The following is an 11,663-nucleotide window of genomic DNA, read 5'->3' on the forward strand; positions in this document are numbered from 1 at the left end:
GGGATGGCCATGCCGCGGGCGGCTCGCTATCGACGGGGAGCCGGCCGAGTGGATCGCTATTCGTCACCAGGATGCGGCGGAGCGAGCCGCGCGGCCCACGCGCCAGATTTGACCAGTCGGGCGACCTCGTCGCCTATTATCTCGGTGAGCTTGGTAGCGAATCCGCGTGGTAGGGCGAGCTGCGAGGTGACGGCGGTTCCCAGCTGCTGGGTGAGCGTCGGTTCGCGCAGCGGTGCGTAGCGCAGCCCACCTCGCTGAATTTCGTCGTCGCAGGCCGACAATGGTAGAACGCCGTAGTCCTGGCCCGCTGTGATGAGGTCTCGCGCCACCTGAAGCGAATCGGTTGCGTACCGGGACGAAAGCTTGATCTTGAGTCGCAGCGCGGTGTTCTCGACGGTGGTCCGGATACCGGTTTCCGAGCCTGGCAGCACGAGTGGGAGGTCCGCGAGTTCGGCGAATCTGATCGGCCGGTTCGGCCGGAGGTCCGACCTCGGTCCGCCGACGACGACGAGGTCTTCCTCCAGGAGGTTGCCGTAGAAGATCCTGCCGTCCGGAACAGGATTGATCAGCGCGACGTCCACCTCGCCGTTCAGGATGCGTTCGACGAGTTGGTCGGTGTCGGCGACGCTCACGTGAAAGTTCACTTTCGGAAAAGCGCTGGCGAGGCTGCCGAGCAGCGGTGCCGCCAGGACGCGGGCAGCGGTCGCTGGCACCCCGAGGCGCAACTCTCGCTCGAGGCGCGCCAACGGTGACCCCGCGTACTTCATGGCGAGCTCGAGTTGGCGTAGCGGCCCGGCGGCGGTCGCCCGTAGCTGCTCACCCTCTTCGGTCAGGCGCACCCCCTTGGACGTCCGCCGGAACAACGTGACGCCCAGGTCCTCCTCCAGGATGCGGACGTGGCGGCTCAGCGCGGGTTGCGCGATGCCGAGCACCCGCGCCGCCCGGGACATCGAGCCCTCTTCGGCGATCAACAGGAAGTACCTGAGGCGGTGCGTGTCCACGCGCCCACGATACACCTCAGCCATAACCTGAGGTTATCGCCAGGCGCCGAAACTTGTATTGGTCCTCGATGCCGATGCCGGCTTAGCATCGCCGCACAGAGCTCGACGGTGTCCGCCGGATCAGCGGGGCGTTCGTCGGCGACGTAGTGAGAGGAGTCCCCGTGAGCGAGGACGAGCAGGACTGGGCAGCGCTGATGGGCTTCGACAAGCTGCCCACGCACATCATCGACAAGCGCGTGACCGACCTGATGGACCTCAGTGGCCAGAAGGTAGCGGTCACCGGTGCGGGTGGCGACGGCCTGGGCCACGCCATCGCCAACCGCCTCGCCGGGCTCGGTGCCGACATCGCGCTGATCGGCCGGACGCTGGAGAAGGTGGAGCGCCGCGCGGGGGAGATCGAGAAGCGCTGGGGCGTGAAGACGGTCGCCATCCACGCGGACATGTCCGACTGGGATCAGGTGCACCGGGCGGTGAAGGAAAGCCGCGACGCGCTGGGTGGTTTCGACATCATGGTCAACAATCCGGTCATGGTCGTCGGCGGCCCCTTCGAGCGGCACACGAAGGAAGAAATCGACAAGACCGTCCTCGGCAGCCTGACCATGCTGATGTACGGCGCGCACGCGGCGTTGGAACTCCTGCTGCCGCAAGGTTCGGGACGAATCATCAACATCGGGGCCGTCGGTGGGCGGGTACAGCAGCGTGGCCTGACGGTCTACTGCTCGTGCAAGGCCGGTGTCATCGGGTTCACCAGGAACCTCGCGAGCGAGGTGGCTTCGCGCGGCGTCAACGTCCTGGGCGTGGCACCCGGCATCATGATCAAAGAAGACATGCGGCAGATGATCCTCAATCCGCAGAACGATCAGCAGCGAGCGGGCCGCGCCGTCATCGTCGAAGCGGTCAAGACCCAGGTGCAACTCGGCCGTATCTGCCTTCCCGAGGAAGTCGCGAACATGGTCGCCTACCTCGCCTCGGATGCCGCCAACTACATGTGCGGCCAGACCATCGACGTCGCCGGCGGCCAGTGGATGAACTGATCCACCCGCCGACCAGACCGACCTCCCGAGCGCCGGAAGCCGGCCGCACGGCCTGATACGCGTGACAGGGACCTTGACCGATAGGAGCGCATTGATGCGCGGACTCGCTGGAAAGGCGTTCGTCGTCGCCGGCGGCGCGACCGGTATCGGCGCGGGCGCCGCGATACGCCTCGCCGAGGAGGGTGCCGACGTCGTCGTCGGTGACGTCAACCTCCCAGGAGCGGAAGCCACCGTCGCCCAGATCACCAAGACCGGCGGCACCGCGGTCGCGGTGCGGTTCGATCTCGCCGACGAGGCCTCCGTCGAGGAACTGGTGGGCCGGGCGATCGAGGAGTTCGGTGCCGTCCACGGCCTGTTCAACGTCGGCGCGGACCTGTCGGCCGGCAATCTCGGGCGAGATCGCACGCTGCTCGACACCGACCTCGACGTGTGGCAGCGCACGCTGGACGTCAACCTGGTCGGCTTCGTCCGGACCGTGCGGGCCGTCCTGCCGCACCTGCTGGCGAACGGTGGCGGCGGCATCGTCAACACCTCGTCTGGCGCCGCGGTGAGCAGTGGCAGCGACGGCCGTCGGCCCGCGTACGCGGCGTCGAAGTCCGCGGTCAACGCGTTGACCCGCCACGTCGCTCGCAGCTACGGACCGCGGGGCGTGCGCTGCAACGGAGTGATGCCCGGTCTCGTGATGGGGGAGACCCAGCTCGAGCAGAACGACCTCGCGATGCAGAAGATGTTCCTGAGCCAGGTTCCGACGACCCGCCTGGGTCGCCCGAGTGACCTGGCGGCGGTCGTCGCCTTCCTGCTCTCCGACGACGCCGAATGGATCAACGGCCAGGTCTGGGCTGTCGACGGCGGCGCCAACATGCGCGCCTGACCTGATACCAGGCACTTCGAGCTTTTCCCGCGATTTTCACGTCATCGCCTGGCCGGCGTCGTCGGCGGCAGCAATGGCGCACCGATCATTTCTGGGCGTGCGCCCGCATCTTTCCGGCGACCATAACCCGGCGGGACCGTTGAATGGAGCAACATGGGATTACAGAAAGAGCTGCTGGACGCTGCCCGCGCCGAAACAGGGCTTGAGGATTTCGGCGACGACAGCTTCCGGGAAGGCCTGGAACGGCTCACCCGCTCGTTGGAGACAGAAGCCCGCCCCAATGCCGCCGGCCGCTCCGCGCTGCGCAAGCTGCTGGTCGGTCTGCTCTCCCAACGGCTGCAGATCGAGGACTGGTACCGGCGCCACCCCGAGATCGACGACGAGCGGATCGTTGCGCCGCTCATCGGCCTGGGCTTGCCCCGTACTGGGTCGACGGCGTTGTCTTTTCTCCTGGCGGAGGACCCGCAGGCCCGGTCGCTACGGATGTGGGAGGCGAGCGCGCCGTGCCCGCCCCCGTCCACCGGCGAGGGTCAGGACGCCAGGCTCGAGAGCAGTCGTGCGGAGGTCGAGGGGCGGACGAAGACCTCACCGCGCCGGGCGGCGCTCGTCCCGGCCAGCGCGACCGGGCCGACCGAGTGCCAGAGCCTGATGGCGCTCGACTTCAAAGCCCACTATTTCCAGGCCTTCGCCCATGTCCCGTCCTACTCGAAGTGGCTGCTCGAGACCGCCGACCTGACTACGACCTACCGGTACGAACTGCGCACGCTCAAGCTGCTGCAGTGGGGTTTCCCGGCGCGGCCGTGGCGGCTCAAGTGCCCGGCCCACCTGCTTTTCCTCGACCAGCTCGACCAGGTCTTCCCCGACGCGCGGTTCGTGATGACCCACCGCGACCCGGCCGAGGTCATGGTCTCGGCCGCCGACCTGTACGCCGCGGTCGCGCACTCCTTTTCCGACGACGTCGACCTCCGGTACCTTGGCGCTCTCAACGTGGAGCACTGGTCGGTAGGAATGGAACGGGCACTGGCCTTCCGCGACGCGGGCCGGGACGACCGGTTCTACGACATCGACTTCCGCGCGATGCAGAGCCAACCGGTCGACGAGGTCCGCAAGCTGTACGCGTGGCTCGGCGAACCCGTCACCGACGCGTTCGAGGCCGGTATGCGCCGCTGGTGGCAGGAGAACGCCGAAAAAAGGGAAAAGAACGTACACCCTGACCCGGCCACCTTCGGGATCGACGTCGACGAGATCCGACCGCTTTTCGCCGACTACACGGCACGCGCGGCGCGCTGGACAGCGCACTAGCGGTCCTCCGCGGGCGCGGCGCATCCGTTCTGTATACGAAAGGACCCTCGGCCCGTGATGCGATGACCTGCGGGGTTCGACAGCGGGCAGTACGCCGACCGGGCCGAAGAGGAGTGAGCCAACCATGGCGCGACTGACGCATCTGCAACGCCTGGAGGCGGAGAGTATCCAGATCTTCCGGGAGGCGGTGTCCGAAAGCGAACGGCCGGTGATGCTGTACTCGGTCGGGAAAGACAGCTCGGTGATGCTGCATCTGGCGACGAAGGCGTTCTACCCGTCGAAGCCGCCGTTCCCGCTGCTGCATGTGGACACGACGTGGAAGTTCCGGGCCATGTACGAGTTCCGGGACAAGCTCGTGGCGGACCTGGGACTGGACCTGCTGGTCTACCAGAACCCGGAGTGCGTCGAGCGGGGGATCAATCCGTTCGACCACGGGTCGGCGACGCACACCGACATGTGGAAGACCGAGGGACTGAAACAGGCCCTGGACCTGCACCGGTTCGACCTCGCGTTCGGCGGTGCCCGGCGCGATGAGGAGAAGTCGCGGGCGAAGGAGCGGGTGTTCTCGATCCGCTCCGCCCAACACCGGTGGGACCCGAAGCAGCAGCGTCCCGAGCTGTGGCGCCTCTACAACGCGCGCACCCGGGCAGGCGAAAGCGTGCGGGTGTTCCCGCTGTCGAACTGGACCGAGCTCGACGTCTGGCAGTACATCCACAAGGAGGACATCCCGATCGTGCCGCTCTACCTGGCCACACGGCGGCCGGTCGTCGAACGTGACGGAACACTGATCATGGTCGATGACGAGCGGATGCCGTTGCGGCCGGGCGAGGTGCCGCGGCAGCGCAGCGTGCGGTTCCGGACGTTGGGCTGCTACCCGCTGACCGGTGCGGTGGAGAGCTCGGCGGCGACGTTGCCGGAGGTCATCCAGGAGATGCTCCTGACGACGAGCTCGGAGCGTCAGGGCCGGGTCATCGACCACGACTCGGCCGGGTCGATGGAGAAGAAGAAGCAGGAGGGGTACTTCTGATGGCGCACGCGACAAGCGACCTCCTGGCGAGCGACGTCGAAGCCTACCTGGCGCTGCACGAACAGAAGTCGATGCTGCGGTTCATCACCTGCGGCAGCGTCGACGACGGCAAGTCCACGCTGATCGGCCGGCTGCTCTACGACTCGAAACTGGTGTTCTCCGACCACCTCGCCGCGTTGGAGAGCGACTCGAAGCAGGTCGGCACCCAGGGCGGGGAACTCGACTTCGCGCTGCTCGTCGACGGTCTCGCCGCGGAGCGGGAACAGGGCATCACGATCGACGTGGCCTACCGGTTCTTCTCCACGGAGAAGCGGAAGTTCATCGTCGCCGACACCCCAGGCCACGAGCAGTACACCCGGAACATGGTCACCGGCGGATCCACGGCCGACCTGGCGGTGATCCTCGTGGATGCCCGCAAGGGCGTGCTCACCCAGACCCGGCGGCACAGCTTCCTGGTGTCGCTGCTCGGCATCCGGCATGTCGTGCTCGCCGTGAACAAACTCGACCTCGTCGACTACTCACAGTCGGTGTTCGATGCCATCGAGGCCGACTACCGCGCCTTCGCCGCCCAGATCGGGCTCTCCGACATTCTCGCCGTCCCGATGTCCGCGCTGCGCGGCGACAACATCACCGAACCCAGCCCGAACACCCCCTGGTACACCGGGCCAACGCTGATCGGCCACCTGGAGGCGGTCGAGGTCGCCGACGAGGCGCACACCGGTCCGTTCCGTTTCCCGGTGCAGTGGGTCAACCGGCCGAACCTCGACTTCCGGGGTTTCGCCGGCCAGGTCGCCGGGGGCAGTGTCCGCCCAGGGGACGCCATCCGGGTGCTGCCATCCGGCCAGGAAAGCACGGTCGCCCGTGTCGTCACCGCCGCCGGCGACCTCGACGAGGCGACCGCCGGCCAGTCCGTGACGCTCACGCTGACCGACGAGGTCGACGTCAGCCGCGGCGACGTCCTCGCCACCGCCGCCGACCCGCCTGGCGTCGCCGACCAGTTCGAGTGCCACCTCGTCTGGATGGACACCCAGCCGATGCTCCCCGGCCGGCCCTACCTGCTCAAGCTCGGCACCCGCACCGTCGGCGCGACCGTCGCCCAGCCGAAATACAAGGTCAACGTCAACACCCTCGAGCACACCGCCGCCCGCACCCTCGAACTCAACGAGATCGGCGTGTGCAACCTCAACCTCGACCGCCAGGTCCCCTTCGACCCCTACACCGCCAACCGGGACACCGGCGGGTTCATCCTCATCGACCGGTTCACCAACGCCACCGTCGCCGCCGGCATGCTCCACTTCGCGCTACGCCGGGCCGACAACATCCACTGGCAGGCCGTCGAGGTCGACAAGCAGGCACGCGCCCGCCTCAAGGGCCAACGCCCGGCGGTCGTCTGGTTCACCGGCCTGTCCGGCGCCGGCAAATCGACCATCGCCAACCTCGTCGAGAAGCGGCTGTACGACCAGGGGTTCCACACCTACCTCCTCGACGGCGACAACGTCCGCCACGGGCTGAACAAGGACCTCGGCTTCACCGAGGCCGACCGCGTCGAGAACATCCGCCGCATCGCCGAGGTCGCCAGGCTCATGGCCGACGCCGGCCTCATCGTCCTGACCTCGTTCATCTCCCCGTTCCGCGCCGAACGCCAACTCGCCCGCGACCTGCTCGACGACGGCGAGTTCATCGAGGTCCACGTCGACACCCCCCTCGACGTCGCCGAAACCCGCGACCGCAAGGGCCTCTACGCCAAGGCCCGCCGCGGCGAACTGGCCAACTTCACCGGCATCGACTCCCCCTACGAGGCGCCCGAGGCCCCGGAGATCCGGCTCGACGCGAGTGGCACCGTTCCCGCCGAAGCCTCCGCGGAACTCGTCGTCGACTACCTGCGCCACATCGGCATCCTCGCCCCACCCGAAGGGCCGTGACGGCATGGACGACCACATCCTCGCCGCCCAGCTCGCCGCGCAGGCAGGCGATCTGCTGCTCCGCATCCGCGACCAGGGCGGCAAGGAAGGCGACCGGCAGTCCAACGACCTGCTGCTGCGCCTCATAGCCGAGACCCGCCCCGACGACGCGGTCCTGTCCGAAGAGAGCGTCGACGACCCGGTCCGCCTCCGGCGCGACCGAGTCTGGATCATCGACCCGCTCGACGGCACCCGAGAGTACGGCGAACCTCCCCGCGACGACTGGGCCGTCCACGTCGCGCTCACCGTCGACGGTCACCCTGTAGCCGGCGCCGTCGGCCTGCCCGCCGCCGGACTGGTCCTGCACACCGGTGCACCACCGCCGCTCGCCGCACCAGCACCTGGCCCGCCTCGGCTCGCCGTATCGCGCACCCGGCCACCTGCCTGCGTCGACCAGCTCGTCACCAGTCTCTCCGCCACGCTCGTACCGATGGGGTCGGCCGGCGCGAAGGCCATGGCCGTCGTCCGGGGACAGGTCGACGTCTACGCCCACTCCGGCGGCCAGTACGAGTGGGACTCCTGCGCTCCCGTCGCCGTCGCCGCCGCAACCGGCCTGCACGTCTCCCGCCTCGACGGCACACCCCTGCGCTACAACCAGCCCGACCCCTACCTCCCAGACCTCCTCATCTGCCGCCCCGAACTAGCCGACGCCGTCCTGGACGCACTCCGCAAGGAATGACGAATCCAGCTGCCGGCTCGTCAGCTACGTCGATACCTGCCACCTCCCCGAGCACCGGCGCGATCGACTCGGCGGCCCTGACACGCAGCCCCGCCGATCAGGCGAGGTCCTGACCAACCAGGCGGAGGACGCCGAAGTGCGCGTTCCCATGTCGGTAACGTGCGCCCACGGCCTAACTTTTTCGATTGATATGAGCGAGATTGATGCGCCGCGCCCGGCTCAGCGTCGCCTCCGCCGCACACCGGGAGCGGTGTGTCCGCTCCTGGCGCGTGCGGCAGGGCGGGAGGTTCGGATGAGCGGCTTGCCAACAGGGGCCGGCGTCGTACCCATGGTCCGGTGGTCCGTGCCGCCGAGGAGCTGCTGTGCTGGGCCGCCGGCCGGCTGCACGAGGTCGGGCGGTCTCCGGGGGACGCGCGGCAGGCCGCTGAAGGTTCGCTCGCCGTGGCTCAGGCCAAGGCGTTCGGCAGTGAGGTCGCCGCCGAGGTCGCTGGTGACCTGTTCGCGCTGTCCGGTGCCAGCGCCGCCGACGAACGGCACGACCTCAGCCGGCACTGGCGCAACGCCCGCACCCACGCCAGCCACGACCCCGTGGACTGGAAGTACCACCACGTCGGCAACTTCCTGCTCAACGACGTGCTTCCACCCAACCACGGCCAACTGTGAACGGCGACGACCTTCCACCAGGAGGAACGCCATGACTATCGACCTGACCGGCGGTCTGGATGACGACCGCGAGTACGTGTTCGACGCGCAGCCCGACGACCCGAACCTGCAACAGGCCCTCGCCCGCCCTACCTGGGACGGCGAGACCGCCAACGGGATGTTGGAACGGTCCAGCGTCACCGGCGGCGCGTCGTGACCGGTCTCGGCCGGGAGTCGACGGCACTGGACGTGGTCCGCGGCGTCGACCTGCGCGGGCGCCTCGCGGTGCTGACCGGAGCGTCCTCCGGCATCGGCGCCGAGACCGCGCGGGCCCTCGCGCTCACCGGTGCCGACGTCGTGCTGGCCGTCCGGGACGTGGCCGCCGGCGAGGCGCTGGCGCGCGAGGTGCGGGTCGGGGCCACCGGCGACGTCCGGGTGCGGCGGCTCGACCTGCGCGACCTCGGCTCGGTGACCGCTTTCGCCGACCAGGTCACCGGCCCCGTCGACCTGCTGGTCGCCAACGCTGGCGTGTCCCGGACACCGGACTCCCACCTGCCCAACGGGCTCGACGTGCGGTTTGCGACGAACCACCTGGGCCACTTCCTGCTTGCGCTGTGCCTACGGGACCAGCTGGCCGAGCGCGGCGCGCGGATCGTGGTGGTGAGCTCGGGCGCACACAAGAACGCTCCCGTCCGCCTCGACGACCTGCAGTGGACGGCACGACAGCACAACATGCTGCTGGCCTACGCCGAGTCGAAGACCGCGAACATCCTGTTCGCGCAGGAGGCGACCCGCAGGTGGGGACCCGACGGGATCTTCGCGAACGCCGTGCTCCCCGGCTCGGCGCTGACCGGCCTGCAGCGTTTCCACGGCGACGAACTGAAACGCCGGATCGGATTCCTCACGGCGGACGGCACCCCCAGCCCGGTGCTCAAGACGACCGCCCAGGCGGCCGCCACGACCCTCTGGGCCGCGACCGCCCCCGAACTCACCGGACGAGGCGGCCTCGTGCTCGAGGACTGCGCCGAAGCGCTGCCGCCCGACCCAGCTGGCTCGGACACCCTCCGACGGTCGGGATTCGACCCGGCAGTCACCGATCCCGACACCGCCCGCCGGCTGTGGGACCACTCCCTCGCCCTCCTCCATGCCCTCGCCGGGACAGCAGGCCTCCGGGACCTCGAACAATCGGACCCGCCGACGGACGCGACCCTGCCACCTCATAGCCACCGGTCAATGTGACCAACAGACAGGAGTAGCCGAATGTCAGCTGAAAAAGCCCCGAACTCTCGGCCCGTGCTCGCGACCCCCTCGCAGGTCCTCGCTGAAGAAAGCCTGCTCGAACTGCTCGACGACCTCAAACTGAAGAATGTCCAAGCAGAACTTCGCGCCGAGCTTGCGAGCACCCTCAGAGGGCAGACAAAATCCGGCGCAGCCACCCTCGACGAGGCGATCTCGCAATGGACAAATTCGCTGGCCATGGCCGAGATCGGAAATTTCCTTCCGGTCCCCGCGCAACTCTGGGTGACCGACGACACCCCCCGCGAATGGCTCGGTCATACGCTGCCCGGCGTCGGGACCTCGGGCGACAACCCGGACGCTATCTACCGCACCGCTTTCATCGAGGGCGACCGGCGCTACGAAGTCGTCGGCCAGTTCGAAGCTGCCCGCCGGCCCGCGCAGGTCAACATCGAGCTACACCGGGGAAACAAGGTCAACCCACCGCCGATGAATCAGAAGATGTCGGACCTGATGCCGCTCGCCAGCATCACCGAGCGCAACCTGCAGATCGCTCCCGACGGCTCCTTCCGCATCACCATCGGTCCGGACATCGAGAGCCCGGTCCACCTGCGCTCAGTTCCCGGCAGACTAACCTTCGCCTCGCGCGACATGCTTTCCGACTGGGAGCAACGACCGATCTGGATGGAACTGCGCCCGCTCGACGACACGCCAACCAAGCCATTCGACCTCGAAGAGGTCAAGCAGGCCGTGTACCGCGACCTACCGCCCTATCTCCTGTTCTGGGCCAAGTTCCCGGATCTGTGGTTCGGCGGCCTCAAGGGCAACAAGATCTCGTCGCCACAAGGGCGTGCCGGCAGCATGGCGGGCTTCACGGTCGCGCTCAGCTGGGACCTTGAGCCAGGTCAGGCGATCGTCGTGACGACGGACCCGGCCCGAGCCGCCTACACCGGGTTCCAGGCGATGGACCCCTGGATGATCGGCGCAGACGCGAAGAAGTCCCAGGTGTCGCTCAACCTCGCGCAGACCGCGCCGAACCCCGACGGCACCTTCACCTTCGTGCTGTCGCGCGAGGACCCCGGCGTCGCCAACTGGCTCGACACGACCGGCCTCGACGAAGGGTTCGGCCTGATCCGCTGGCAGGCGGTGCCGCCGGACTCACCGGTCGATCCGGCCACGCTCGTCCGCGACTTCCGAGTCGTCTCGCTCGCCGACGGGGACGCGTTGCGCGACCTTCCCCGCGTCACCCCCGAGCAGCGCACCGCGCAGCTCGCGGCCCGGGCCGAGGGCTACAACAATCGCACGCTGTAAATTTCATCTCCTGTCTCTCCGCTGTGGCGCGGCCGTGGTCAGGTCTCGGCCGACGCCCGCGGGCATGGTCGCCACGCATCGCGTCACGTCGTCATCCGTCCCCCTCGGCGAGTCGGACGAGGGCTTCGAAGGCGGCGAGGCCGTGTTTGGCGGCGATGGACAGGTGGCCGCGCAGGCCACGGAACTGCCGGGCGCCGGTGAGGGTACGCAGGCAGTCCGAGACCTTCTCGCGGAGCTTGATGATGTGGATGTCACGTTCGGAGCCCTTGTCGTCGGGTGGGACGCGACGGTCGAGGGTGAAGGCAGGTAGTCGTCGGCCCGATTGACGAGGCGGTTGGCGACGCGTTCTGGGCGCGGACGAGCGTCCTGGAGCGGTGGGCGGTCTGGCTGATGCCGATGTGGTGGAGGCCCGCCAGCATCGGCGTGCTGGTGACCTTGGCGATCTCGGAGCGCAGCTGCCGCCTCATGACGCCCGACCGGGGCCAGCGGCGATCAGGCGTTCGGCGCCATGCGTTCCTGCCGGGGCCGCGAGACTCAGAGCGTGGAGTGTGGTGCGGCGGCAGCGGCGGGCGGGGGGCAGTGGGTGGCGTGGTCGACGA

The 11,663-nt window shown here is 68.5% G+C and carries 12 protein-coding genes; 11 read left to right on the forward strand and 1 reads right to left on the reverse strand.

What is annotated here, in order from left to right:
• Positions 1–56: 56 nt before the first annotated feature.
• Positions 57–1,001, reverse strand: coding sequence for a LysR family transcriptional regulator (locus I6A81_RS10670; protein WP_203002661.1), 945 nt, complete (start codon positions 999–1,001; stop codon positions 57–59).
• 194 nt (positions 1,002–1,195) lie between these two features.
• On the opposite strand from I6A81_RS10670, the gene I6A81_RS10675 reads away from it, so the two are divergent.
• The 11 genes from I6A81_RS10675 (at position 1,196) to I6A81_RS10725 (ending at position 11,374) form a co-directional block, all read left to right on the forward strand.
• Entirely contained in the window at positions 1,196–2,035 is an 840-nt protein-coding gene (locus I6A81_RS10675) for an SDR family NAD(P)-dependent oxidoreductase (protein WP_203002687.1), read from the forward strand.
• A 94-nt stretch (positions 2,036–2,129) separates the two neighbouring features.
• Complete coding sequence (locus I6A81_RS10680) at positions 2,130–2,906, forward strand: SDR family NAD(P)-dependent oxidoreductase (RefSeq protein WP_203002660.1); 777 nt, start codon at positions 2,130–2,132, stop codon at positions 2,904–2,906.
• A 153-nt stretch (positions 2,907–3,059) separates the two neighbouring features.
• On the forward strand, positions 3,060–4,208 hold the full coding sequence (locus I6A81_RS10685) for a sulfotransferase family protein (RefSeq protein ID WP_203002659.1): 1,149 nt from the start codon (positions 3,060–3,062) through the stop codon (positions 4,206–4,208).
• Positions 4,209–4,332: 124 nt separating this feature from the next.
• Positions 4,333–5,235, forward strand: coding sequence for a sulfate adenylyltransferase subunit CysD (gene cysD / locus I6A81_RS10690; protein WP_203002658.1), 903 nt, complete (start codon positions 4,333–4,335; stop codon positions 5,233–5,235).
• Complete coding sequence (gene cysN / locus I6A81_RS10695; RefSeq protein ID WP_203002657.1) at positions 5,235–7,157, forward strand: sulfate adenylyltransferase subunit CysN; 1,923 nt, start codon at positions 5,235–5,237, stop codon at positions 7,155–7,157. The genes cysD and cysN overlap by 1 nt, the downstream gene beginning before the upstream one ends.
• Before the next feature lie 4 nt (positions 7,158–7,161).
• Positions 7,162–7,875 (forward strand): 3'(2'),5'-bisphosphate nucleotidase CysQ, encoded by a 714-nt coding sequence (locus tag I6A81_RS10700; protein ID WP_203002656.1) that lies wholly within the window; start codon positions 7,162–7,164, stop codon positions 7,873–7,875.
• A gap of 336 nt (positions 7,876–8,211) precedes the next feature.
• Complete coding sequence (locus tag I6A81_RS10705) at positions 8,212–8,538, forward strand: acyl-CoA dehydrogenase family protein (protein ID WP_307874577.1); 327 nt, start codon at positions 8,212–8,214, stop codon at positions 8,536–8,538.
• Between the two features lie 31 nt (positions 8,539–8,569).
• Positions 8,570–8,734 (forward strand): hypothetical protein, encoded by a 165-nt coding sequence (locus I6A81_RS10710; protein WP_203002690.1) that lies wholly within the window; start codon positions 8,570–8,572, stop codon positions 8,732–8,734.
• Positions 8,731–9,756 carry an SDR family NAD(P)-dependent oxidoreductase gene (locus I6A81_RS10715; RefSeq protein ID WP_203002655.1) on the forward strand — a complete coding sequence of 342 codons (1,026 nt, stop codon included), beginning with the start codon at positions 8,731–8,733 and terminating at the stop codon, positions 9,754–9,756. The genes I6A81_RS10710 and I6A81_RS10715 overlap by 4 nt, the downstream gene beginning before the upstream one ends.
• Positions 9,757–9,810: 54 nt before the next feature.
• On the forward strand, positions 9,811–11,064 hold the full coding sequence (locus tag I6A81_RS10720) for a hypothetical protein (RefSeq protein WP_307874578.1): 1,254 nt from the start codon (positions 9,811–9,813) through the stop codon (positions 11,062–11,064).
• Positions 11,065–11,128: 64 nt separating this feature from the next.
• On the forward strand, positions 11,129–11,374 hold the full coding sequence (locus I6A81_RS10725) for a hypothetical protein (protein ID WP_203002653.1): 246 nt from the start codon (positions 11,129–11,131) through the stop codon (positions 11,372–11,374).
• The last annotated feature ends 289 nt before the right edge of the window (positions 11,375–11,663 follow it).

Origin of the sequence: Frankia nepalensis (assembly GCF_016786325.1) — a bacterium.
Taxonomy (GTDB): Bacteria; Actinomycetota; Actinomycetes; order Frankiales; family Frankiaceae; genus Pseudofrankia; species Pseudofrankia nepalensis.

Coding starts and splice junctions, on each gene's coding strand:
- I6A81_RS10675 (WP_203002687.1), top strand. CDS start 1,196: ATGGGCTTCGACAAGCTGCCCACGCACATCATCGACAAGCGCGTGACC.
- I6A81_RS10680 (WP_203002660.1), top strand. CDS start 2,130: ATGCGCGGACTCGCTGGAAAGGCGTTCGTCGTCGCCGGCGGCGCGACC.
- I6A81_RS10685 (WP_203002659.1), top strand. CDS start 3,060: ATGGGATTACAGAAAGAGCTGCTGGACGCTGCCCGCGCCGAAACAGGG.
- cysD (WP_203002658.1), top strand. CDS start 4,333: ATGGCGCGACTGACGCATCTGCAACGCCTGGAGGCGGAGAGTATCCAG.
- cysN (WP_203002657.1), top strand. CDS start 5,235: ATGGCGCACGCGACAAGCGACCTCCTGGCGAGCGACGTCGAAGCCTAC.
- I6A81_RS10700 (WP_203002656.1), top strand. CDS start 7,162: ATGGACGACCACATCCTCGCCGCCCAGCTCGCCGCGCAGGCAGGCGAT.
- I6A81_RS10710 (WP_203002690.1), top strand. CDS start 8,570: ATGACTATCGACCTGACCGGCGGTCTGGATGACGACCGCGAGTACGTG.
- I6A81_RS10725 (WP_203002653.1), top strand. CDS start 11,129: ATGGTCGCCACGCATCGCGTCACGTCGTCATCCGTCCCCCTCGGCGAG.